We start from the raw sequence: 23,256 nt of genomic DNA, 5'->3' as shown, positions 1-23,256 counted from the left end.
TTTTTGAAAAAGCCACTGCTGAAAAGCCATTATTTATAGAAACATTATCTCCTATGTTAATTTCACTCTCTGAATTCCGGGCTTCCAAATAAGCATAATGCGAATAAAAATTTGGCGAAGCTACCACACCAATCTGTACATTTTTACCGAATGAAATTGTTCCTTTTCCTTTCAAAAGCAACGGATGGAACAAGTTCGCTTTTCCGGAAACATTGTTGCAGTCAGATAAAAACCTGTACTTCCAAATGCGAAAGGAAACGAAAAAAAAATTCTTTATTTTATTAAAAATATCCATTAATACTTATTTAAAACTGCTATTACATAATCAACTTCATCCTTTGTCATTACTGGACTTATTGGCAAACTTAACACTTCCTGATGAATTTTTTCGGTTATTGGGAACGAAAGCGAACTCCAGTCAGAAAATGCTTTTTGTTGATGTGGCGGAATAGGATAATGAATAACCGTTTCTATCTTATGTTGTATCAAATATTTTTGAAGTGCATCTCTGTCAGAAGTTCGAACAACGAATAAATGAAACACATGATTTCTTGTCAAATCAGAGATTGGCAGTATTACTTTTTCGTTCTTAATTTCCGACAAATACCGCTTTGCAATTGTTTTTCGGATTTCATTTTCACTATCCAAATATGGTAATTTCACATTTAGAAATGCAGCTTGTAACTCATCCAAACGCGAGTTAAAACCAATATATTTATTATGATATTTTTGTTCTGAACCATAATTCCGCAAGGCAAAAAGTACTTTAGCCAAAGCATCATCATTGGTCGTAATCGCACCGGCATCGCCTAAGGCACCAAGATTTTTTGCGGGATAAAAACTAAATCCCGCAGCATCGGATAAGTTTCCTGCTTTTTTATTATTATTGGAAACAGCACCATGTGATTGAGCAGCGTCCTCAATCACCAATAAATTGTTTCGTTTGGCAATAGCATTTATAACTTCCATTTCAGCCAATTGGCCATAAAGATGAACCGCTAAAATGGCTTTTGTTTTTGAGGATATTTTAGCCTGAATTAAATCGGGATTGATGTTGTACGTTTCTAATTTTGGCTCAACTAAAATGGGAACCAAATCAGCCTGTAAAACTGCCAAAATACTGGCGATATACGTATTGGCAGGAACAATTATTTCGTCGCCTTTTTTGAGTTTTCCGAGTTGGATATATCCTTTAAAAATCAAGACCAAAGCATCTAAACCGTTGCCAACACCGATGCAATGGTTGGAGCCACAATACTCTCCAAAATTGTGTTCAAACATTTTAACTTCGTCTCCCAGAATAAACCAACCCTTATCTAAAACCAATTTCATTTTTTGCTGAAATTGCTCCTGGTATGGTTGATTTATCTTTTGCAGGTCGAGGAATTTAATCATAGCATAATATTTTCTAAAAGATAATAATCCGATGTTTGAACTTGGTAATAATCCTGACCCGTTGTTTTTGCTCCAAAGCTTTCTTTCCAAAATAATAAGCCTTCATTTATTTTACGCCCATTTTCCTCATGGGAAATTCCAAAATCAAAAAAATTTTTATCCTTAAAAACGTCTGTAATCAAATGATTGTAGAGAAAATCTAAACTTCCCAGTGCACTTCTTTGTTCATTTCCCGAAATATATTGTGGATGCGCCACTTTATCAGTTATAAAAACTGTAGTTCCAGCTACAATTTTATTTTCGGCATACACGTTAAAATGGCGTATGTTATTAGGGAATTTTTGTTGTAACAAACTAATCTCTTCTGTTGTGTGCACTGGTTTTGCGTTATGCTTTTTATCCAAATTAGGAATCAATATCTCATTCCAAAACAAGTCGAATTTCAATTCTTCCTTGATTACTAAATCGTTCTTTTCGCCACGTCGAATGCTTTCTTTTCTGGTTTTGGTTACAACAAAAGGTTTTGTCAAATCAATAACCGAAAGGCAATCCCTGCGAAGCAGTTTTGCGTTGGCCAAAAACATAGCATATTCAATCTCTTCAGAGAAAAAAGCGTTGTAAATTGACGGTATTAATTTGACTTGAAAAGTGGTAATATTATCTTGATGCAAAAACTCTAAAAGGGCTTTGGTTATATCAATCGCTTCGCCAAGTTTGATTTTGTCATTAAAAACAAATCCCCCATAAGTCAATCCTTGATGAGAGAAAAGGGTATTGGCAACTCTATTTGCCGGAAGCACCGACATCAACTTGTCTTCGTTAAAAATCAGTAAGGAAAAATCCTGAAATCTATCAGAGTGATACTCCAGAAAATCGCGATGAAACAGAAACGTCGCATTTTTGGCACCACTTACAAAGTTGTTCCAAATTGCATAATCTTCTAAAGTATACCGTCGAATAAAATAGTTTTTCACAAGTTGCTTTTAATCATCGGAAAATTAAACATTTATTTTAAAGTCATCCTTATTAAAATTCAATTTTCAAAAATATTGTTTAATTTTAATCTTCCTAACCGTTTTGCTTTGAAATTAAAACGACATTTTTTCTTTTTTATTATTCTTCTTTGTTTCATTTATAAAATTAATGGACAAAATGTATCATTGTACAACCAATTTAATGGTCGTTATGATTTTACTTTCATAGGCAATACTATGAATACCGCGGAAAACAACACAACTTTTGATTTGGTTACAACCACTTCTTCTACAGCAACACTTTCCTTAAATTCAACTGATGTAATTGAAAAAGCCTATCTGTATTGGGCCGGAAGTGGCGATGGCGATTTTGAAGTCAATTTGAACTCGGATATCATAATTCCAGATAGGACTTTCTCACTGGTTAGAGTGTTTAATAATGAAACATATACTTATTTTAGTGCCTTTAAAGACATTACATCTCTTATTCAAACTACAGGAAATGGCAATTATACATTATCTAATTTAGACATTTCTGCATTTGAAGCGTTGCATTTTCAAAGAAGAACCAATTTTGCGGGTTGGGCAATTGTAATTATTTATACAAATACGACGCTACCCTTGAACCAAATCAATGTTTATGATGGTTTACAAGGTGTTCCTGATGATTTATCTATTACTTTGAGTAGTTTAAATGTCATTGATGACAATAATTCTAAAGTAGGTTTTGTGGCTTGGGAAGGTGATTCTATATTACCAACGGAAGAATTCAGAATGAATGGAAATTTATTAAGTAACGCTTTAAATCCTGCAGATAATGTTTTTAATGGTACAAATTCCGTAACCGGTAGTGCAACTTTATACAATATGGATTTGGATATTTACGACATTCAGAATAATATAGCTATTGGCGATACAAGTGCCGAAATTTCACTTACTTCTTTTCAGGATTTTGTGATGATTAATGCGGTGGTTACGAAATTAAACAGTCAATTGCCCGATGCCACTGTTTCAATCGACTCCGTTGAAAAGCAATGTGACTCAAAAACAATCGTGGTAAATTATACGGTTTCTAATCTAATTGCAACCAATCCATTACCCGCAGCAACTCCAATTTCAATTTACATTGATGGGCAATTATATCAAACCATCCTAACTCCAGTCGAAATTCCTATTGGCGGATCGATTACAGGTCAAGTTACCATTGTTTTGCCTGATACGGTGACATTAAATTTCGACATAAAATTTATGGTCGACGACATTGGCGATGGAACAGGAATTGTAGCAGAATTAGTCGAAAACAATAATACTTCCGTCATAAACGATGCACTTTGGATTTCCCCAACTTTCAACGTTCTACCAAATTTGCTTGTTTGCAATGAAGGTTTTACCCGAGGTACTTTTGATTTCTCATCTTATGAAGATTTGGTCAGAACAAATCCTGGAGATAATGTTAATTTTTATGAATCACGTGAAGATGCAACCGCTGATATAAATCCTATCTTAAATACTACCAGTTACCAGGCGATACCAACGCCAAAAGAAATTTTTGTTCGGATTTCTAACCAAAATTGTTTCAGCATTACTTCGTTTTTACTGACAACAAGAAATTGTCCGCCCACAGTTTACAACTTTGTTTCTGCCAATATGGATTCTTATAATGATACATTTTTCATTGGTGGCTTGCGCGATATTTTCCTTAATTTCAAAGTGGAAGTTTACAACCGTTGGGGAAGATTACTTTGGACAGGTAACCAAAATACCGAAAATTGGGATGGTTATGTAAAGGATGGAATTGGTAGTAAAAATGCGCCAGATGGTACTTATTTTTATTTGCTGTTTTTAAATGATATTGATTATCCTGAACCGTTGCGTGGATTTTTATATTTAAATCACTAAAAAATCTCAGTAACTTTGGAAATCATTACTTAGTATGAAACAAATTACTTCCGCCCAAAATCCGTTTATAAAATCCTTGGTTCAGCTTCAGGAAAAAGCCAAAGCCCGCAAAGAATCAGGTACTTTCTTGATTGAGGGAATGCGTGAAATAGAGTTAGCAATCAAAGGAAATTATGAACTGGAAACTATTCTTTTTCTACCCGAATTAATTTCAAATAACCAAATAATCAAATTAACCGATAACCCGATTGAGATTTCGAAAGAAGTCTACCAAAAACTAGCCTATCGCGACACAACCGAAGGCATTTTAGCTGTTGCAAAAACAAAATCCTTACAATTATCCGATTTAAAACTTCCTAAAAATCCATTGATTTTAGTAATGGAAGCCATTGAAAAACCAGGCAATATTGGTGCAATCTTGCGAACTTGTGACGCGGCTAAAATTGATGCCGTCATTATCGCCAGTCCAAAAACCGATTTATACAATCCAAATATTGTTCGTTCCAGTGTTGGCTGTTTGTTTACCAACCAAATAGCATTAGGTTCAACCGATGAAGTAATTGATTTTTTAATCGGAAATAAAATCAATTTTTATAGTGCGACGTTACAGAATTCCACTTCTTATCATACACAAGATTACACCACACCAACCGCTTTGGTGGTTGGCACAGAAGCGACAGGACTATCTCAACTTTGGCGTGAAAAAGCTACCCAAAATATCATCATTCCGATGCAGGGCGAAATTGACAGCATGAACGTTTCTGTAGCCGCAGCAATATTGATTTTTGAAGCTAAAAGGCAACGCGGATTCTGATTTAGGAAATTGACTTTTCCATTTGCACAATTCATTTGTTATACTTATTTTTAGCTGATTGATTAACATGCTATGATTGAGATAGATTTAGAGGAAGAGAAAAAAGCCATTGCCCGGGAATACAAAGAATTACTTCGCATAAGTTATCAAACACTTACCGATTCGGATAAAAAACTCATTCGTAAGGCCTTTGATGTCGCCGTTGAAGCCCATAAAGACCAACGCCGCAAATCGGGGGAAGCCTATATTTTTCATCCTATTGGTGTTGCCAAAATTGTGGCTTCCGAAATTGGTCTCGGTGCGACAAGCATTGCTGCAGCATTAATGCATGATGTGGCAGAGGATACCGATGTGACCATTGAAGACATCGAAAAAAAATTCAATCCGAAAATTGCCCATTTAGTAGAAGGCCTGACCAAAATTTCTCAGGTTAAAAAAGACATGAACATCTCAATGCAGGCGGAGAACTTCCGTAAAATGCTATTGACCCTAAATGATGATGTACGTGTAATTCTGATCAAAATTGCGGATCGTTTGCACAATATGCAAACCATGGATTCGATGCCGAATGATAAGCAGGTAAAAATTGCATCCGAAACATTATACATATACGCGCCTCTCGCCCATCGGTTGGGATTGTATAACATAAAAACCAAACTCGAAGACTTAGGATTAAAATATACCGAACCTGAAATTTTTAAGGATATTGTCAGCAAGATTAAAGAAACCAAAGAAGAGCAGGACGAATATATCAAAACCATTTCCGACGTTTTAAAAAAATCGCTGGACGAAGAAAATGTTGAGTATGTAATCAAAGGCAGACCAAAATCTATTTATTCCATTCGGAGAAAAATGGCAGCGCAAAATGTAACTTTTGATGAAGTCTATGACAAATTTGCACTCCGGATTATCTATAAATCCAATCTTCACGATGAGAAATTCCTCGCCTGGAAAATTTATTCCATAGTTACAGATCATTATCGGCCGAGTCCGAGTCGTTTGCGCGATTGGATTTCCTCTCCAAAATCGACTGGTTACGAAGCGTTGCACATTACGGTTATGGGACCAAAAGGACGTTGGGTAGAAATTCAGGTACGAAGCGAACGAATGGATGAAATTGCCGAAAAAGGCTATGCAGCCCATTATAAATATAAGCAAGGTACAAGCGAAGAAAGCGGATTAGATACCTGGCTTAATCTTTTGAAAGAAGCTTTGGAAAGCTCGGAAACCAATGCGGTTGATTTTGTAGAGGATTTCAAAATGAATTTGTATGCTAAGGAAATCTTTGTTTTTACTCCAAAGGGAGAAATAAAATCATTGCCAAAAGGCGCGACTTCGCTCGACTTCGCTTTTAGCATACATTCTGAAATTGGCATTAAAACCCGTGGCACCCGTGTCAACGGAAAATTAGTTCCTCTCAATCATGAACTGAAAAGCGGTGATCAAATTGAAATCATCACTTCTGTTCATCAAAAACCAACAATCAACTGGCTTGATTATGTGACCACATCGAGAGCAAAAAATAAAATCAGAAACGTTCTTAACGAAAATACGAAGAAAATTGCCGAAGATGGCAGGGAGTTATTGACCCGAAAGCTGAAACATCTGAAAATCACTATAAACGAAACTGTGATTAACGAAATGGTAAATTACTTTAAACTAAAAACCAGTTTGGATTTGTTTTATCGTGCCGGAATTGGCTCTATAGAAAATCAACAGCTCAAAGATTTTGCGTCCCAAAAAAGCAATACGCTGATGAATTTCTTCAAAAGCAAAATGAAGCGTTCGCCGAGCACAAATCCCGAAGACATAAACAAACCGGAATTGAGCCATCATTATGACATGCTCGTTTTTGGTGCAGAAAACGATAAACTAGATTATAAATTATCGTCCTGTTGTAATCCGATTCCGGGTGATGATGTGTTTGGTTTTATAACGATCAACGAAGGGATTAAAGTGCATAAAAAAGATTGTCCCAATGCCATTTCTTTACAGTCGAATTATGCGTACCGAATTATGATGGGCAAGTGGATTGATTCCTCCCAACAAGAGTTCAAGGCGATTTTAAAAATTACGGGTATGGATAGTTTGGGTCTGACAAACGAATTAACAAAGGTAATTTCTAATAATATGCATGTAAATATCCAAAGCATTTCACTCAGTGGCGAAGCAGGAATATTCTTTGGGCAGGTTGCAGTGATTGTTCAAAATAATGGAATTCTGAAAAAACTCATCGATAATATCAAGAAGATTGATGGTATTGATAAGGTGACCAGAGTTTATACTAATTAATACGGTTATCAAATATTGGTTCCAACTTTGAAACTCTTTAGCTTTGAAACCTTAAACAAAAAAATTACCTTTGTCCCATGACACTAATAGCATCCGATAATACCAAAAATCAAGAGACCGTAAAAAACGTTTTTACACTGTATCTTGAAAATAAAGGACACCGCAAAACGCCTGAGCGCTATGCTATTCTTAAGGAAATTTATGATAGCGAAGAGCATTTTGATATCGAAAATCTGTATATCAAAATGAAAAACAAAAACTATCGCGTGTCGCGGGCTACCTTATACAACACTATTGAACTGCTGTTAGATTGCGGTTTGGTTCGTAAACACCAGTTTGGCCAAAATCAGGCACATTATGAGAAATCGTATTTCGATAAAAACCATGACCATATCATAATGACCGATACAGGAGAAGTTATCGAGTTTTGTGACCCAAGAATCCAAACCATAAAACAGACAATTGAGGAAATATTTGGCATTGAAATCCACAATCATTCATTGTATTTTTATGCGAATAAAAAAGCTGACAGCTAATAGCTTTTAGCTAACAGCAAAAAAAAAATTAACTACACACAACAACACACAATGACCGTAGATTTACTACTCGGATTACAATGGGGCGACGAAGGCAAAGGAAAAATAGTTGATGTTCTAACCTCGAAATACGATATTATTGCCCGTTTTCAGGGCGGACCTAACGCCGGACACACATTAGAATTTGACGGTATCAAACATGTTTTGAGGACTATTCCTTCGGGGATTTTTCATGGCAATAATATTAACCTCATCGGAAACGGTGTCGTGATTGACCCGGTAGTTTTCAAAAGTGAAATTGATGGTTTGGCAAAGTTTAATCTTGATTTGAAATCAAAATTGTTTATTTCCCGCAAAGCACATTTAATTCTGCCGACACATCGTTTGCTTGACGCAGCCTCCGAAGCCGCTAAAGGCAAAGCCAAAATTGGTTCGACACTAAAAGGAATCGGACCGACCTATATGGACAAAACCGGAAGAAACGGAATCCGTGTAGGCGATATCGAATTAGCTGATTTCAAGGAACGATACCGAACTTTGGCAGACAAACATGAAGCAATGATCGCTTTTTATAATGTGGAACTTCAATATAATTTAACCGAACTGGAAAAAGAGTTCTTTGAAGCAATCGAAGAATTAAGGAAATTGGATTTTATTGACAGTGAAGAATATTTGGCACAAGCCCAAAAAGCAGGCAAATCTATTCTTTGTGAAGGCGCTCAGGGTTCGTTATTAGACGTTGACTTTGGTACTTATCCTTTTGTAACCTCATCCAATACTACTGCGGCGGGTGCCTGTACCGGTTTAGGCATTGCGCCAAATAAAATCAAGGAAGTTTACGGAATTTTCAAAGCATATACCACACGTGTTGGTTCAGGGCCATTTCCTACAGAGGATTTTGGCGAGGCTGGAGATGTAATGGCAAAGGTTGGCAACGAGTTTGGTTCCGTTACCGGAAGGAAAAGACGTTGCGGCTGGCTTGATTTGGTAGCACTAAAGTATGCGGTTCAGATAAACGGTGTTACCCAATTAATGATGATGAAAGGCGATGTACTTTCGGGGTTTGAAACACTGAAAGTTGCGACGGCTTATAATTATAAAGGACAGGTAATCCATCATTTGCCGTACAATATCGAAGAAGAAAACGTCACTCCTATTTACACTGAATTCAAAGGTTGGGCACAAGATTTAACAGGACTGACTACCTTTGAAAGTTTACCAAAAGAACTGAAAGAATATATTGAATTTATAGAAAGCGAATTGGAAGTGCCAATAAAAATTGTTTCTGTTGGTCCTGACAGAAAACAGACAATAACGAGGTAATAAATCTGAATGAACAGCTTTTTTATTGTCCTAAAATGTCCACTTTATTTATGATAATAGTAGCTTTGACATTAGTTAATAGTCCCGAAAGATTATTTCCTATCATTCCTCCTTTATCATCGAAAATAGAAAATTGAGCTGTATTTGGGGAAACTGTACCTTCATTCAGTGCTTCAATCACCAACAAGTTCTGGCCATTTCTAAGATCCAATTTAATTTCCCGGTAACCGCTTTCTAAAGTAATAGCATTTATTACAATTTCACCGTTCAGCCAAATTCGGACAACATCGCCATCGGGATCACCGAAATCCTTTAGCGCAAATTTTGCAATAGCAGTTGAACATTTATAAGTTGCCAATAAATAATCCTTTTTGTAATAATCATAAATCTTTCCATCGGTAACCTGCTTGTTCATTTTATCGGTATATATTTTAGCGGGACTGGCGAATTGTTCCTTCTCAAAAATGCTTTTTTCGTCTTCGGGCTTTTTTTTGAGTAATGACACCGTTGATAAAAGTTTGTCCTTTTTATCAAAAATACTGGGATAAGTTATGGATTTTGAAGATGTAGGCGATACTGTTCCTTTCGGATTTGAAACCGGAGCGATACTTATTGTTTTCTTTGGCAGCTCAAATTGAGAGAAACCTTTGAAGCAGAACATTAAAAATAAAAAAGCAAAAGCTGCTTTCATGTAAAGGGTGTTTAAGTGGTAAAAGTATTCAAATTCCGTCCAAAAATTGTTCCAAATTAACCATAGATTAACAATTGAAATAAGTTTCATTACTTTTACAAATCTAAATCTAATATAAATGTCCTCACATCATGTCGTTCGCGACGACCAGGAACCCGCGTTGATTATTGCCAATGGTGAAGCCTGTAGTTCCGAGTTATTGGGACAACTTCTCGAATGGTCGCCAATAGTTATTGTTCTGGATTCTGCTATTGAACGCGTTTTAGAACTGGGAATCAAGGTTGATGTACTGTTAGGTGATTTCGACAGAGCTTTTGATGCCAATCATTACACGGAAAAACAATATCCGATTGAAATTGTATATGCGCCGAATCAGGATAAAACCGATTTGGAAAAAGCCTTTGATTATTTAATCGAAAAAGGCCACAAAGCGGCGAATGTCATCTGGGCAACCGGAAGACGCGCTGATCATACGATTACCAATTTAACCAATATTGTTGCTTATCGAAATCTATTGAAAATCGTAATTCTTGATGATCATTCCAAAGTATATTTACTTTCTGCTACTTTTGAAAAATGGTACACGGCCAATACAATCCTTTCGCTAATTCCGATTGGAAAAGTAACCGGAATTACCACCAAAAATCTTTTTTATTCACTGAATAATGAAGATTTAACCATTGGTTACCGAACGGGAAGCAGCAATCATGTAACTGATGACGGTATCGTTTCGATTACCCATAAAGACGGTGATTTATTATTGATGGAATGCTGGGATTAAGAAGAAAAATCTGGACCGCAAATTCGCAAATTAAAACCCAATCATTGATTTGCGAATTTGCGGTAAATAAAAATAGACACTACGTTGAAAAAACATAATACCACAGAAAAAACAAGCTTGCATCCAAGAAACCCACATCGGTTTCGATATGATTTTGAAGCATTGATAAACGTGCATCCGGAATTGCAACTCTTTGTTTCTGTAAATGAGAACAATCTCGATGAAGAAACCATTGATTTCAGTAATCCTCATGCCGTAAAAGCCCTAAACAAAGCCTTATTAATTTCCAATTATGACATTCAAAACTGGGATATTCCTACTGGATTTCTTTGCCCGCCAATTCCCGGAAGAGCCGATTATATTCATTACATCGCCGATTTATTGGCAACGACTAACAATGGAATCATTCCTGAAGGAGAAAACATAGTTGTATTGGATATTGGCATTGGTGCGAATTGTATTTATCCGATAATAGGAAATGCTGCCTATGGATGGAGTTTTGTTGGAACCGATATTGATGAAAAAGCACTACAAAACTGCAAAAAAATCATAACTCATAATCCTAAACTAATTGATGCAATCAGTTTGCAATCACAAATAGAAGCCCGGTTTATTTTTAAGAATATTATTCTGCCAGAAGACAAATTTGCCTTTACCATTTGCAATCCCCCATTTCACTCATCACCTGAAGAAGCTTCCAAAAGCGCATTGCGAAAAGTAAATGCTTTAGAAGATAACAAAACCTCAAAGCCAGTTCTTAATTTTGGTGGCCAAAATGCGGAGTTATGGTGCAAGGGCGGCGAATTAGGTTTTATTACCCAAATGATTTATGAAAGTGTCAAATACCCGATGCAGGTTTTGTGGTTCACGACATTGGTATCCAAAAAAGATAATCTGAAAAATATTTACAAACTGCTGAACAAAGTTGGTGCTGCTGAAATAAAAACTATAGATATGGCTCAAGGCCAAAAGATAAGCCGGATAGTAGCATGGACATTTCTTTCGCCAAAGCAACAACAAGAAATGATAAATTCCATAAACTCATGAGTAAGCCAAAAATAGAAATTCTAAAAACTGAAGTTCTTTCTGATAATTGGTATACGCTAAAAAAAATAACCTACAATTATCTCAAAAAAGATGGCACTTGGGAAACACAATCGCGGGAAGCTTATGACCGGGGAAATGGGGCAACAATATTACTTTACAACAAGGATCTTAAAACTGTAATCCTTACGCGTCAATTCCGAATGCCGACCTTTTTAAACGGAAACGAAACCGGAATGTTGATTGAAGCCTGCGCAGGATTATTGGATAAAGACAATGCCGAAGAGTGCATCAGAAGAGAAACCGAAGAAGAGACCGGTTATAAAATTTCAGCTGTTCAAAAACTGTTTGAAGTCTATATGTCGCCGGGTTCAGTAACTGAAATTGTGCACTTTTTTGCCGCGGAATATACCAAAGACATGAAAGTAAACGAAGGCGGCGGCATTGCTCATGAACAGGAAAATATTGAAGTTTTGGAATTGGACTTTGACACAACATATAGTATGATTGCTTCCGGTGAAATCAAAGATGCAAAAACAATCATGCTCTTGCAGTATGCTAAAATTAATAACTTACTGAACTAAACTTTGTAACTTTGTTACTTTCAAATTTTGTCCATAACAATATAGAAACGATTGCTTCGTACCTCGCAAAACCATGAAATTCCAAGTCGTATCAGATTATAAACCTACCGGCGATCAGCCTCAAGCGATTGAGAAACTCTCCAACGCAATTCTCAATGGTGATAAATACCAGACTTTATTGGGCGTTACCGGCTCAGGAAAAACATTTACGGTTGCCAATGTCATACAAAACATTGAAAAACCAACGTTGGTTTTGGCACATAACAAAACATTAGCCGCACAATTATACTCTGAATTCAAGCAGTTTTTTCCGAATAACTCGGTGCAGTATTTTGTTTCTTATTACGATTATTACCAGCCCGAAGCGTTTATTCCTGTTACCGGAACATATATTGAGAAGGATTTATCTATCAACGAAGAATTAGAAAAGCTGCGCCTAAGCACTACTTCTGCACTGCTTTCTGGTCGTCGTGACATTATTGTAGTTTCGTCTGTTTCTTGTTTATACGGAATTGGAAATCCCGTAGAGTTTCAAAAGAACGTAGTTTCGATTGCCAAAAATGAAATCATTTCGCGTACTAAATTACTGCATCGACTTGTACAAAGTTTGTACTCCAGGACTGAAGCCGAATTTACACCGGGAACCTTCCGGATAAAAGGTGATACCGTTGATATTTTTCCGAGTTACGGAGATGAGCCTTATCGTGTGCATTTTTTTGGAGATGAAATTGAAGACATAGAAGCGTTTGACAAAAAAACTTCTAAGGTTTTGGAAAAGTATGACAAATTGAATATATATCCTGCCAATATGTTTGTGACTTCGCCGGATGTATTGCATTCTGCGATTTGGGAAATCCAACAAGATTTGGTAAAGCAAGTCGATTATTTCAAAGAAATTGGCAAACATCTCGAAGCAAAACGTTTGGAAGAAAGAACCAACTTTGATTTGGAAATGATACGTGAATTGGGTTATTGTTCCGGAATTGAAAATTATTCCCGTTACTTAGACAGACGTCTTCCGGGAACACGGCCTTTCTGTTTGCTGGATTATTTTCCAAAAGATTACCTGATGGTTGTCGACGAAAGTCACGTTACCATTTCGCAGGTTCATGCTATGTATGGCGGTGACAGAAGCCGAAAGGAGAACCTGGTCGAATATGGTTTCCGATTACCAGCCGCAATGGATAACCGTCCGTTGAAGTTTGAGGAATTTGAAGGCATGCAGAATCAGGTAATTTATGTTTCAGCCACACCTGCGGATTATGAATTGGAAAAGTCGGAAGGGATTTATGTAGAACAGGTTATTCGTCCAACGGGATTATTGGACCCGATTATAGAAGTACGTCCGAGTTTAAATCAAATTGACGATTTAATTGAAGAAATACAGGTTCGGTGTGAAGTTGACGAACGCGTTTTGGTAACCACATTAACCAAACGTATGGCGGAAGAACTGACTAAATATTTAACCAAGGTTTCCATCCGCTGCCGTTATATCCATTCTGATGTTGATACTTTGGAACGTGTAGAAATCATGCAGGATTTGCGTAAAGGTTTGTTTGATGTATTGATTGGGGTAAACTTATTGCGTGAAGGATTGGATTTACCCGAAGTTTCATTGGTCGCTATTCTTGATGCTGATAAGGAAGGCTTTCTTCGTAGTCAGCGTTCGTTAACACAAACCGTTGGCCGTGCTGCCCGAAATGTAAATGGGAAAGCGATTATGTATGCAGACAAAATTACTAACAGCATGCAGAAAACGATAGATGAAACCAATTACCGCCGTGAGAAACAAACTGCTTACAATACGCTAAACGGACTAGAACCGACAGCTTTGGTCAAAAGCCTCGGAAGTGCTTTGGGCAACAACTCACTTTCTACAAAATACTTTGAAGACAAAATTGCCAAAGCCGCTGAACCGGAAAGTTTGTATTTATCCAAACCCGAAATAGAAAAGAAAATACGTGACACCAGAAAAGCAATGGAAAAAGCGGCGAAGGAATTGGACTTTATGGCGGCTGCCAAACTTCGTGATGAGATAAAAAGTTTACAAGAAAAAATAGCAACTTAATTGCGCAATTTAAAATGAATTACCATCTAAGGAAAGCAAATGCTTCGGAAGTTCCTCAAATATGGGATATTATTCAGCAAGCTATCATTCGCAGAAAAAATGATGGAAGTGAGCAATGGCAGGATGGTTATCCAAATGAAACCTTTATTCAACAAGATATTGAAAAACAAATTGGTTATGTTATAATTGTTGATGATACCATTGCTGGATACGCTGTTGTCCTTTTCAATGACGAACCAGAATATGAAAAAATTCGTGGAAAATGGCTGACAAATGACGATTTTGCAGTACTCCATCGCGTTGCCATATCAGATGAATATTTAGGAAAAGGATTAGCTCAAAAAATCTTTCTTTTTACTGAAGTTTTAGCAATAGAAAATAACATTTTCAGCATTAAGGTTGACACTAATTTTGACAACATTCCGATGTTGAGAATATTAAAAAAGTTGGGTTATATATATTGTGGAGAAGTAACTTTTAGAGGTGGCGCAAGAAAAGCTTTTGAGAAGAAATTAACTGAGAATTAATTTAACTGCTCCTTGAAGGATTCCGATAAAAAACTCAGCTAGTAGCATAGCCATGGAAAAAGCGACTAAGGAATTAGACTTTATGTAAGCTGCCAAACTTCGTGACGAGATTATCAGTTTGCAGTATAAAACAACTTAATTCGTATTTATTTTATATAATTAAACTATTGCCAAAAGCTAACTTTTAATTATTTTAGCTTAAATCTTAATCGATAAACTCACTTCAAAAATAATTTTAAATCTTATTCTAATGAAACCACTTTTTACTTTTCTAACGGTACTTCTTTTTAATTTTACAAACAGTCAATCTAACGGTTATATTGTTCAAAATAATGACACTATCAAAGTTACATTTAATGTAGAAGATCTTACTGTTAGAAGTTATGCAAAAATAGAAAAACTACAGGAAAAGGTAAAATATTTCATAAACGGAAAAAGCATCACTTCAACGCCCGCTGAACTAAAAAGCTTTTGCATTAAATCAAATTCAAAGGATTTTTGCTTTGATTCTTTTTATGACGAATCAGCAAAAAAAGGAAATTTTTTATTCAGGCTTTCAGGAAAGAAAGTGGATAAACTTACTGTTTATCAATTTTATGGTTCAGGTTTTATCGGAGTTAATTATACTGTTAGGCTCGGATATTTAGTGAAAAAAGTAAATGAAAAAGATTATGTGTGGAGTGTTAAATTCCCAAAAGATTATAAAGCTTTATTGGAGAAAATCGTTGGAGATTGTCCATCCTATTTAAAACATGTACAGGAAGACATTAAAAAATTATTATTTGAAGATGAATTTGAAAATTACCTGAATGAATACAAACGGCAGTGCACTAAATAAGTGTTGAATTCTAAATTATTGCGGGGACAATTCCTGAAAATCTATTAAGGTTAGAGGCATCAACACTAGCAAAATCGACAGGTTTATCCGGATTAAATTAGTTGTTACAATTTAACTTACGCGTAGTTATAATCTGCTAAAATAATAGAGTGTAAAACAATTAATTCAACTGCTCCTGAAAAACTTCCAATAAAAATTCGGGCGGAATCATCTTGTTTGGTGAAGCTTCCATCGCTTTAAGAACCCGTTTTATAGCGTGAGGGTTTAGGCCCATATTGATACCAATTTCGTGGATTTTTATTTGTTCGCGTTCGTGTAAAACGCCGTCGCAATGCATCAGCAAAGCCAAACGGTAAAATTGTTGAATACGCTCAAACTCCGATTTAATAACAACAGGATATTCTTCCTGATGAAAAAGGCTTTTAAAATCTGCTTTGCTTACCTGAAGTTCTTCGGCAATCATAGTCAGAAAAAGGCATTCCCTTTCATGCAACCTTCCGTCAACAACAGAAAAAGCAATCATTTCAGTTAAAAGGGCCAATCTTTCTTTATAATCGGTCATTCTGATAGTATAATTTTCAGCTAAAATATAATTTTTATGAATATGATAATCATTTATTTTTTAACATTTAGACTATTCATTTTTTATTAATTTTACTTCCTCAATATTAATTCTTATGAAGGCATTCAATATACTTTTTTTCTATTTATTACTTTCTTCTCTTAACGGATTTTCACAGGGCGGCTACCGTCAAAACAATTACAATGGCACTAATAATAGGGATTATAGTAATGAATCTACAAAACCCTCTGTCGAAGACATTGAAAAATACAAAGCCCAACAACTTGACAAAATTATCGAAAAATTAAAAGTAGCATTGACCCTTGATGAGCTTCAGGTAATTGCCATTAAAAACGAAATTGCGTCAAACATGAAAAACGTTGACATTATAATAAAAAAAGAAAAGTCTGAAGACGATAAAAAAATTGAGGTGCAAGCGCTAATGGACAAATCAGAAATAATCATTAATTCTTATTTAAATAAAGTCCAAAAAGAAAAATATAAGGTTTTTGTAGAAGAAAGCAAAAGCGGTAAAAAAGAAAAGAAAGGCAAAAAGACTCGAGGCACCCCAGCCAAAGGAGAACAGAGCGACGCTAAAGACAAAACCGCTGAAGAATAAACCTAACAATCCCCATTTTGAAACAGTTTTTGTCACTACTCTTTTTATTGGTTCTCTTCAATGCTGGTGCGCAAAAAAGCACAGCCAGTAAGCAAGTGTCAACTTTTATCATTGATGCTCCACAATTAAAGGCTTCTAAAAAAATTTGGGTGTATTTACCAAAAAACTACACTACTTCGACCAAAAAATATCCTGTCATTTACATGCATGATGCACAAAATTTGTTTGATGCTACAACATCTTATGTGGGCGAATGGAATGTGGATGAAACTTTAGACAGTATCAATGCCCAGGTTATTATCATTGGCATTGAACATGGCGGCGACAAACGGATAGATGAATTAACCCCGTATAAAAACCCTAAATATGGAGGAGGAAAAGCGGATGATTACTTGGATTTTATTGTTGAAATCCTGAAACCAAAGGTTGACGCAACGTATCGAACCAAAACTAACGCAAAAAACACTGCCATTTTTGGAAGTTCACTTGGCGGATTGGTTTCGTTTTATGCTGCGATAAAATATCCTCAAATATTTGGGAAAGTAGGTTGCTTCTCGCCTTCTTTTTGGTTTGGCAGAAATGAAATGAATGATTTATTAGCGCAAACCAAAGACTTTCATACTAAAGTTTATTTCCTGTGCGGCGATAACGAAGGCGACGACGATGTTATTCGCGATATGAAAAATGTTGAACATTGGGTAAACACCAAACGCTGTGAATGCAAAAAACTGAATAAGGAAGTAATTGTAAAAGGCGGGCAGCACAACGAAAAATTGTGGCGTGAGAGCTTTAAAAAGGCGTACCTTTGGCTGTTTTGAATTACGAATTACGAATTACGAATTGTGAGTTGAAACTTTGAAACTTTGAAACTCTGAAACTCTGAAACTCTGAAACTTAAGAAATGAACAATAACGATATCTTTAAAAAACTCCGTGTGGCTCTTCAATTGCGTGATGACCAAATTGTGGAAATCCTTGAATTAGTTGATTTCAGAATGTCTAAAGGTGAAATTGGAAATATTTTTCGAAATGCGGATCACGCCGATTTTATGGAATGCGGCGACCAGGTGTTACGTAATTTCCTAAACGGATTGGTTATTCATTTGCGCGGTACGAAAGAGAACCCAAAAAATGCAATGGATGTTATTAGACAAAATCAGGAAGTTGTAAAGAAAAATGTTGCCGAAAAATCCAAAGCATCATTTAAACCCGAATCAGAGTTTAAACCCAATCCAAAAACAGATTCTAAAAAGACCCGAGCCAAAGGCGAACGGAGCGGAGCTAAACCTTTTAATCCAAAAGATAAAAAACCCGCACCAAAAATTCAGGTTGTTGAAAAAGTTCAGTATAAAAACGGCAAGAACAAAAAATAATTTTTTTATATTAGGGTAAAGTCTATATTTACTTGTTTTTAAACCAATTAACCAAACGAGACCACATGAACTTATTTAGTAAAATTATAATTGCTGGTTTTTCAATTATTACATTTTCTTGTGATAATGAAAATGGTGCAATTGTTTCAAATAAAGCTACTTCCGCAGCTACCATTACAACCGCAATTCCAAAGAAATTTTTATTCGATGCTACCAAAGCCGAAACCGCAGGAAATGCAGATTGGGTATTAGATGCCGATGCTGTGCCGCAACGTTTCCCAACGCCGGCTCAATCTAACGTTACTGCTACTACAACCGAAAGTTTTTGGCGTGGCGGATTGTCTTCCTGGGGAATTGCCTTAGCTAAATTAGGACATACTGTAGAAACCTTACCATTGGGAACAGCCATTACTTATGGCGGAACGGGTGCGCAAGATTTGAAAAACTATGATGTTTTCGTGGTAGATGAACCAAATATAAGATTTACGGCTGCAGAGAAAACGGCTATTATAAATTTCGTTAAAAACGGTGGCGGTTTATTTATGATTTCAGACCACACGGCATCAGACAGAAATAATGATGGTTGGGATTCACCAGCGATTTGGAATGATTTAATGTCTAGCAATTCTGTACAAACAAACCCATTTGGAATTAGCATTACCCTGAATACTATTTCCGAAACCACTTCAAACCGATTGAGCGCAACGACCAATCCAATTTTGAATGGTTCACAAGGAACAGTTACCCAGCTTAAATATTCTGCAGGAGCAACAATGTCAATAAACATCTCGGCAAATGCAACCGCGCAGGGCTTAATTTGGAGAGGAAGTTCATCACAAGGAACCTCAAATATTATGTGTGCCACGGCTACTTTCGGAACAGGAAGAGTTGTTGTTATTGGTGATAGTTCTCCTGCCGATGACGGAACGGGAGCAAGCGGAGATACACTTTATCCCGGTTGGACCGAGTTGGCTTCTCACTCGCGTTTGCATATGAATGCTTCGCTTTGGTTGGCGAAGTTGTAATTTCATAACCATATAAAAAGCAAAATCCCCTTTCATACCGAAAGGGGATTTTTAATAATAGGAACGGCTATTTTACGGGTTTGGTTTTTTAACCTTTGGACTGTCGTCAACCACTAAACCATAATCACCCAAAACCTTTGGATTTTTGGCATAAATGCTTTTTAATATCGCTGCGCTGTTTTTTACAATTTGTTTTATATCCGGTAAATCCTGATCGCGCTGACGATAAAATTTCTCTGCATTTTTGGCAGCGGCTTCTGCATCATCGTTATTCCGTTTGCATGGTGCTACTTTTGGACCATCGGAAGCCCAATTGTAGTCCTGCATTGCATTTAATGGAGAATTTGCTCCATCGGCTAAGTGTTTATCATAAATTTTTTGAGCTAGATTTAATAGCTCTCCGGGATTGGTCGGAAGGATTATACGTCCTGTTGTTCTTGCTGGCATATTGCTTTTTTTTTAAAAGATTAATAAATATTTTCTAGCTCTAAAATAGTACACCTATTTGATTAAGTAGTAATTTTAGCGCAAATATTAGATAATCTTCAAAAAATACCGATGAACGGTAATTCTGATAAATAAAGATTGAAAATTGATTAGTGAATTTGCCCTATTGATTAATCAATATGTGATATTTATCTTTGAATATACCATATTGATTAATAAATGTGCCTATTTATCTTTGAATGTGCTATATTGATTAATCAATGTGTGATATTTATCTTTGAATGTGCTAAATTGATTAATGAATGTGCCAATTTATCCTTGAATATGCCATATTGATTAATCAATGTGTGATATTTATTTATCATGACGGGGTATTAACAAAAAATCCCGAGCTCTCACTCAGGATTTTTATTAATCATCTTTAATGGTGATGACAACATCTTCATCGAACTTGTATTCGCCTTTTTTATAAACATCTTTGTTGGGCAGTACAACTTCGTATGTATAAATGCCTTTAGGTAATACAAAGAGGCATTCTTTACCGTCTTTTTGGATAACAAGTTCTTTTTTAATCTCGTCTCCTTCCTCGTTTTTACCCACTATCCTGAAAGTAATTTTATCAACCAGTTTGTTTTTGACACAAACGCTTTCAATAAATTTACTATCTGTCTTACTACCTTTGGTGGTTTTAAAAACACTTAAACCGGTTAGCAATAATTCTCCGCCTTTAAGCGCGGTTTGAAGATCGGATTGGGCAAAAGACATTAATGGCAATAGAAATATTATTGCAATGAGTTTTCTAAACTTCATACTTATGATTTTTTTAGAAACTAAACCACTGAGTTGAAGTAGTGATTTAGATTTTTTATTTGTTTATCTAACTTTTCACGAGCAAGATACTCGCATTACCAGAAGCAATATTTTTATTTTCTAAATTCCTTTACACCAAATGCTAGAATAGGGACATAAAGTAATAAATATAATGGATTGAATTTCCCTGGTAGCATAAGTAGTGCAAAAGCTAATACTATTAAAATTATTACAATTATTGTTTTTTTAATCATGTCTTTTTAATTTTTAGTATACAAATATTAGAAAAAAAAATTACAATTTACCAAAGGTTTTTTGAATATCTAATTGTTGAAAAAAAAGTTGATAATTGAGCTTTAGTCTCATCTGAAAGTTTCGATTGAATCAATTTATTTTCATATACCTTAACTGTTTCTATAAATTCATCATTAGAGTCAATTGTTGAAAGATTGATTAAGAAATTTTTAAAATCTTCCTTATTAACTTCTTTAGGTAAGTTTGAAAGCGCATATTCATAGACATCCTCATCACTATTTATATTTTTAACAGTTTCAAATTGTTTTTCTAAATATTCCTTGGTAATATAGACATCTTTAATTTCATACTTATCTTTGTTTTTTACAATGAAATTATAATAGTCTTCAGGATTATATTCTGAATAATTTTCAAAGTAATCATTTATAATCAAATTATGCCTAACACCAACCCAATCTAATTCATTTAGCTCATTTGAAAGGTTTTTGATATTATTTTCATTTGGTTTTACATTTCCAACTTTTGCTAAAGAAGCACCAGCTCCACATATAACAGCACATCCACCTATTGCTGCCCAACCCCAAGGTGTTGCTGAAGCTACATTTATAAATTGCGCAGCAGAAGCAGCACCACCGATAGCACCTGAAGCATCAACTATAGCCGTTGCCCACCAAGGTCTTACAACTGATTTAGAATTACTAATACTACCATTGTATTCTGAATTATTTACAAATGTTTGATTTTTACATGGCTCAAAATTTGTTGCTTGTGCACTACTACTGAAAGAGAACACTACCGTGGCTATCAAGCCAAAAACTAATTTTTTCATTTTTAATTGTTTTAAAATTATACATTTTTTTCGTTTAACAAAACTTTTCGCGATTATTTTGATGTTGTAAAGTTGCCAATACTGTAAACCATTGCCAAACAACAAATTGTTTAAATCAAACAACTTATTGTTTGAAATTATTAAAAAGGTGTTTGAAAAAACATCCTTTTTATACAATAAATCTGTAATTCCTACGTTATACTCTACCACACTTTAATAAATTTCAAAATACCACAAAAAACAAATTATTAATAATTTAAAAAATCAAAACCATGACAACAGGTATTAAATTGAAATTGTTACGAGAAAAAAGAAAATTATCCCAAGAGGAACTTGCCTATAAAATAGGTGTCGTTCAGGCCACAATTGGCAACTGGGAACGTGGTAAAAGCATTAAAGTGGATTATATCCCCAAATTGGCTGATATACTAGAGGTGTCGTCAACCTATTTTATGGAAGAAAGTCAGCCAATAATTAATGATTCAATTACTGATGCAATAGTTAATAAAGAAACAGGTTTTGAAATAACCATTAAAACGCCTAATACTTTATTTGATGCCCTTAATAAAAAAATGGATTTTATAATTAACCAGTTCAATGGTGTCTTATAATTACTAAGTCAATAAAAACAAAATCAACTTACACTATATAAAAAAAATCCTGAGCTTTCACTCAGGATTTTTTTATTCTAGTCTGTGTCTCTTCTGTTCTCTTGCCAATAAAGTATTTTTTAAAAGCATGGCAATGGTCATCGGACCTACTCCACCGGGTACAGGCGTTATATAAGATGCTTTTTTGGAAACCGCATCAAAATCTACATCTCCAGTAATTCGATATCCTCTTGGGTCAGTTTCATCAGCAACACGTGTAATACCAACGTCAATTACTACTGCATCGTCTTTAATCATTTCAGCTTTCAGATAATTGGGAACACCTAATGCGGTTATAATAATATCAGCCTGTGTTGTGATTTGGGCAATGTTTTTAGTATAACTATGAGTGAGTGTTACGGTTGAATTTCCCGGAAAACCTTTTCTTCCCATCAGTATACTCATTGGCCTTCCTACAATATGACTTCTTCCAATTACCACTGTATGTTTTCCTTTGGTCTCTACATTATATCGTTCCAGTAATTCCAAAATTCCAAAGGGTGTTGCCGGAATAAAAGTCGTCATATCCAACGCCATTTTTCCAAAATTCTCGGGGTGAAAACCGTCCACATCTTTACTCGGATCAATGGCCATTAATATTTTCTGTGTATCAATTTGTTCGGGCAAAGGCAATTGAACGATGAAGCCATCGATATCATCATTTTCGTTAAGTTCAGCAATTTTTTTCAATAGCTCCGTTTCCGAGGTGGTACTTGGCATTTGGATTAAAGTCGATTCAAATCCAACCAATTCACATGCTTTTACTTTGCTTCCTACATAAGTTAAGCTTGCACCATCATTGCCCACAATTACAGCCGCCAAATGAGGTACCTTTTCCTTGTTGGCTTTCATTTTGTTAACCTCTGCTGTGATTTCGATTTTGATATCGTTAGCGATTTTCTTTCCGTCTAATAACTTCAT

The 23,256-nt window shown here is 35.5% G+C and carries 25 protein-coding genes; 16 read left to right on the top strand and 9 right to left on the bottom strand.

Features of this window, described 5'->3' with window-relative positions; all coding sequences use genetic code 11:
• The 3 genes from Q0Q99_RS02005 to Q0Q99_RS01995 all read right to left on the bottom strand — a co-directional run.
• On the bottom strand, positions 1-295 hold a 295-nt coding region (locus tag Q0Q99_RS02005; protein ID WP_293890667.1), incomplete at its 3' end, for a hypothetical protein.
• A complete protein-coding gene (locus tag Q0Q99_RS02000) occupies positions 295-1,395 on the bottom strand; it encodes a DegT/DnrJ/EryC1/StrS aminotransferase family protein (protein WP_293890665.1) in 1,101 nt (366 codons plus the stop codon). The genes Q0Q99_RS02000 and Q0Q99_RS02005, both read right to left, overlap by 1 nt.
• Entirely contained in the window at positions 1,392-2,369 is a 978-nt protein-coding gene (locus Q0Q99_RS01995) for a GNAT family N-acetyltransferase (protein WP_293890662.1), read from the bottom strand. Before Q0Q99_RS01995 ends, Q0Q99_RS02000 begins: the two co-directional genes overlap by 4 nt.
• 186 nt (positions 2,370-2,555) lie before the next feature.
• On the opposite strand from Q0Q99_RS01995, the gene Q0Q99_RS01990 reads away from it, so the two are divergent.
• The 5 genes from Q0Q99_RS01990 (at position 2,556) to Q0Q99_RS01970 (ending at position 9,233) form a co-directional block, all read left to right on the top strand.
• Positions 2,556-4,268, top strand: a complete 1,713-nt coding sequence (locus Q0Q99_RS01990) for a gliding motility-associated C-terminal domain-containing protein (RefSeq protein WP_293890659.1) — start codon at positions 2,556-2,558, stop codon at positions 4,266-4,268.
• 34 nt (positions 4,269-4,302) lie between these two features.
• Positions 4,303-5,082: an RNA methyltransferase gene (locus tag Q0Q99_RS01985; RefSeq protein WP_293890657.1), complete on the top strand. Its 780-nt coding sequence runs from the start codon at positions 4,303-4,305 to the stop codon at positions 5,080-5,082.
• A gap of 72 nt (positions 5,083-5,154) precedes the next feature.
• Complete coding sequence (locus tag Q0Q99_RS01980) at positions 5,155-7,374, top strand: RelA/SpoT family protein (protein WP_293890656.1); 2,220 nt, start codon at positions 5,155-5,157, stop codon at positions 7,372-7,374.
• A 77-nt stretch (positions 7,375-7,451) separates the two neighbouring features.
• On the top strand, positions 7,452-7,910 hold the full coding sequence (locus Q0Q99_RS01975; protein WP_293890654.1) for a Fur family transcriptional regulator: 459 nt from the start codon (positions 7,452-7,454) through the stop codon (positions 7,908-7,910).
• Positions 7,911-7,961: 51 nt separating this feature from the next.
• On the top strand, positions 7,962-9,233 hold the full coding sequence (locus tag Q0Q99_RS01970; RefSeq protein WP_293890652.1) for an adenylosuccinate synthase: 1,272 nt from the start codon (positions 7,962-7,964) through the stop codon (positions 9,231-9,233).
• Between the two features lie 22 nt (positions 9,234-9,255).
• Here the strand turns inward: Q0Q99_RS01970 and Q0Q99_RS01965 are convergent, their stop codons facing one another.
• Complete coding sequence (locus Q0Q99_RS01965) at positions 9,256-9,924, bottom strand: hypothetical protein (protein WP_293890650.1); 669 nt, start codon at positions 9,922-9,924, stop codon at positions 9,256-9,258.
• A gap of 118 nt (positions 9,925-10,042) precedes the next feature.
• Between Q0Q99_RS01965 and Q0Q99_RS01960 the strand changes: the two genes are divergently transcribed.
• The 6 genes from Q0Q99_RS01960 to Q0Q99_RS01935 all read left to right on the top strand — a co-directional run bounded on the left by Q0Q99_RS01960 (position 10,043) and on the right by Q0Q99_RS01935 (position 15,766).
• Positions 10,043-10,705: a thiamine diphosphokinase gene (locus tag Q0Q99_RS01960; protein ID WP_293890648.1), complete on the top strand. Its 663-nt coding sequence runs from the start codon at positions 10,043-10,045 to the stop codon at positions 10,703-10,705.
• Positions 10,706-10,789: 84 nt separating this feature from the next.
• Positions 10,790-11,752, top strand: coding sequence for a 23S rRNA (adenine(1618)-N(6))-methyltransferase RlmF (rlmF, locus tag Q0Q99_RS01955; protein ID WP_293890646.1), 963 nt, complete (start codon positions 10,790-10,792; stop codon positions 11,750-11,752).
• Complete coding sequence (nudK, locus tag Q0Q99_RS01950; RefSeq protein ID WP_293890644.1) at positions 11,749-12,333, top strand: GDP-mannose pyrophosphatase NudK; 585 nt, start codon at positions 11,749-11,751, stop codon at positions 12,331-12,333. The genes rlmF and nudK overlap by 4 nt, the downstream gene beginning before the upstream one ends.
• A gap of 73 nt (positions 12,334-12,406) precedes the next feature.
• Positions 12,407-14,401 (top strand): excinuclease ABC subunit UvrB, encoded by a 1,995-nt coding sequence (gene uvrB, locus Q0Q99_RS01945; protein ID WP_293890642.1) that lies wholly within the window; start codon positions 12,407-12,409, stop codon positions 14,399-14,401.
• Positions 14,402-14,415: 14 nt separating this feature from the next.
• A complete protein-coding gene (locus tag Q0Q99_RS01940; protein ID WP_293890640.1) occupies positions 14,416-14,928 on the top strand; it encodes a GNAT family N-acetyltransferase in 513 nt (170 codons plus the stop codon).
• Between the two features lie 250 nt (positions 14,929-15,178).
• The gene (locus Q0Q99_RS01935) at positions 15,179-15,766 is read left to right on the top strand and encodes a hypothetical protein (protein WP_293890637.1); all 588 of its coding nucleotides are present in this window, start codon (positions 15,179-15,181) and stop codon (positions 15,764-15,766) included.
• Positions 15,767-15,926: 160 nt separating this feature from the next.
• Here Q0Q99_RS01935 and Q0Q99_RS01930 read toward each other — a convergent pair whose 3' ends face one another.
• On the bottom strand, positions 15,927-16,328 hold the full coding sequence (locus Q0Q99_RS01930) for a TerB family tellurite resistance protein (protein ID WP_293890634.1): 402 nt from the start codon (positions 16,326-16,328) through the stop codon (positions 15,927-15,929).
• Between the two features lie 115 nt (positions 16,329-16,443).
• Here Q0Q99_RS01930 and Q0Q99_RS01925 point away from each other — a divergent pair, with 115 nt between their 5' ends.
• From Q0Q99_RS01925 to Q0Q99_RS01910, 4 genes are all read left to right on the top strand, one after another.
• The gene (locus Q0Q99_RS01925; protein ID WP_293890631.1) at positions 16,444-16,947 is read left to right on the top strand and encodes a hypothetical protein; all 504 of its coding nucleotides are present in this window, start codon (positions 16,444-16,446) and stop codon (positions 16,945-16,947) included.
• Positions 16,948-16,964: 17 nt separating this feature from the next.
• Entirely contained in the window at positions 16,965-17,765 is an 801-nt protein-coding gene (locus Q0Q99_RS01920; protein ID WP_367174953.1) for an alpha/beta hydrolase, read from the top strand.
• A gap of 83 nt (positions 17,766-17,848) precedes the next feature.
• A complete protein-coding gene (locus tag Q0Q99_RS01915) occupies positions 17,849-18,319 on the top strand; it encodes a DUF1456 family protein (protein WP_293890628.1) in 471 nt (156 codons plus the stop codon).
• A 65-nt stretch (positions 18,320-18,384) separates the two neighbouring features.
• On the top strand, positions 18,385-19,344 hold the full coding sequence (locus Q0Q99_RS01910) for a hypothetical protein (protein WP_293890625.1): 960 nt from the start codon (positions 18,385-18,387) through the stop codon (positions 19,342-19,344).
• Positions 19,345-19,416: 72 nt separating this feature from the next.
• Here Q0Q99_RS01910 and Q0Q99_RS01905 read toward each other — a convergent pair whose 3' ends face one another.
• From Q0Q99_RS01905 to Q0Q99_RS01895, 3 genes are all read right to left on the bottom strand, one after another.
• Positions 19,417-19,791 (bottom strand): hypothetical protein, encoded by a 375-nt coding sequence (locus Q0Q99_RS01905; RefSeq protein WP_293890623.1) that lies wholly within the window; start codon positions 19,789-19,791, stop codon positions 19,417-19,419.
• 411 nt (positions 19,792-20,202) lie between these two features.
• On the bottom strand, positions 20,203-20,601 hold the full coding sequence (locus Q0Q99_RS01900; RefSeq protein ID WP_293890620.1) for a hypothetical protein: 399 nt from the start codon (positions 20,599-20,601) through the stop codon (positions 20,203-20,205).
• Positions 20,602-20,902: 301 nt separating this feature from the next.
• On the bottom strand, positions 20,903-21,685 hold the full coding sequence (locus Q0Q99_RS01895) for a hypothetical protein (protein WP_293890617.1): 783 nt from the start codon (positions 21,683-21,685) through the stop codon (positions 20,903-20,905).
• 272 nt (positions 21,686-21,957) lie between these two features.
• Between Q0Q99_RS01895 and Q0Q99_RS01890 the strand changes: the two genes are divergently transcribed.
• The gene (locus Q0Q99_RS01890; protein WP_293890614.1) at positions 21,958-22,296 is read left to right on the top strand and encodes a helix-turn-helix transcriptional regulator; all 339 of its coding nucleotides are present in this window, start codon (positions 21,958-21,960) and stop codon (positions 22,294-22,296) included.
• A 72-nt stretch (positions 22,297-22,368) separates the two neighbouring features.
• Here the strand turns inward: Q0Q99_RS01890 and Q0Q99_RS01885 are convergent, their stop codons facing one another.
• Positions 22,369-23,256 carry a bifunctional 5,10-methylenetetrahydrofolate dehydrogenase/5,10-methenyltetrahydrofolate cyclohydrolase gene (locus Q0Q99_RS01885; RefSeq protein WP_293890611.1) on the bottom strand — a complete coding sequence of 296 codons (888 nt, stop codon included), beginning with the start codon at positions 23,254-23,256 and terminating at the stop codon, positions 22,369-22,371.

The sequence above is a fragment of the Flavobacterium sp. genome (assembly GCF_025352425.1).
Lineage (GTDB): Bacteria > Bacteroidota > Bacteroidia > Flavobacteriales > Flavobacteriaceae > Flavobacterium.
This window is presented reverse-complemented; position numbering and strand designations above follow the sequence as displayed.

Coding starts and splice junctions, on each gene's coding strand:
- uvrB (WP_293890642.1), top strand. CDS start 12,407: ATGAAATTCCAAGTCGTATCAGATTATAAACCTACCGGCGATCAGCCT.
- Q0Q99_RS01900 (WP_293890620.1), bottom strand. CDS start 20,601: ATGAAGTTTAGAAAACTCATTGCAATAATATTTCTATTGCCATTAATG.
- Q0Q99_RS01940 (WP_293890640.1), top strand. CDS start 14,416: ATGAATTACCATCTAAGGAAAGCAAATGCTTCGGAAGTTCCTCAAATA.
- Q0Q99_RS01985 (WP_293890657.1), top strand. CDS start 4,303: ATGAAACAAATTACTTCCGCCCAAAATCCGTTTATAAAATCCTTGGTT.
- Q0Q99_RS01965 (WP_293890650.1), bottom strand. CDS start 9,924: ATGAAAGCAGCTTTTGCTTTTTTATTTTTAATGTTCTGCTTCAAAGGT.
- Q0Q99_RS02000 (WP_293890665.1), bottom strand. CDS start 1,395: ATGATTAAATTCCTCGACCTGCAAAAGATAAATCAACCATACCAGGAG.
- Q0Q99_RS01930 (WP_293890634.1), bottom strand. CDS start 16,328: ATGACCGATTATAAAGAAAGATTGGCCCTTTTAACTGAAATGATTGCT.
- Q0Q99_RS01895 (WP_293890617.1), bottom strand. CDS start 21,685: ATGAAAAAATTAGTTTTTGGCTTGATAGCCACGGTAGTGTTCTCTTTC.
- Q0Q99_RS01910 (WP_293890625.1), top strand. CDS start 18,385: ATGAACTTATTTAGTAAAATTATAATTGCTGGTTTTTCAATTATTACA.
- Q0Q99_RS01980 (WP_293890656.1), top strand. CDS start 5,155: ATGATTGAGATAGATTTAGAGGAAGAGAAAAAAGCCATTGCCCGGGAA.
- Q0Q99_RS01915 (WP_293890628.1), top strand. CDS start 17,849: ATGAACAATAACGATATCTTTAAAAAACTCCGTGTGGCTCTTCAATTG.
- Q0Q99_RS01890 (WP_293890614.1), top strand. CDS start 21,958: ATGACAACAGGTATTAAATTGAAATTGTTACGAGAAAAAAGAAAATTA.
- Q0Q99_RS01960 (WP_293890648.1), top strand. CDS start 10,043: ATGTCCTCACATCATGTCGTTCGCGACGACCAGGAACCCGCGTTGATT.
- Q0Q99_RS01970 (WP_293890652.1), top strand. CDS start 7,962: ATGACCGTAGATTTACTACTCGGATTACAATGGGGCGACGAAGGCAAA.
- Q0Q99_RS01975 (WP_293890654.1), top strand. CDS start 7,452: ATGACACTAATAGCATCCGATAATACCAAAAATCAAGAGACCGTAAAA.
- Q0Q99_RS01925 (WP_293890631.1), top strand. CDS start 16,444: ATGAAGGCATTCAATATACTTTTTTTCTATTTATTACTTTCTTCTCTT.
- Q0Q99_RS01905 (WP_293890623.1), bottom strand. CDS start 19,791: ATGCCAGCAAGAACAACAGGACGTATAATCCTTCCGACCAATCCCGGA.
- Q0Q99_RS01935 (WP_293890637.1), top strand. CDS start 15,179: ATGAAACCACTTTTTACTTTTCTAACGGTACTTCTTTTTAATTTTACA.
- Q0Q99_RS01885 (WP_293890611.1), bottom strand. CDS start 23,256: ATGAAGTTATTAGACGGAAAGAAAATCGCTAACGATATCAAAATCGAA.
- nudK (WP_293890644.1), top strand. CDS start 11,749: ATGAGTAAGCCAAAAATAGAAATTCTAAAAACTGAAGTTCTTTCTGAT.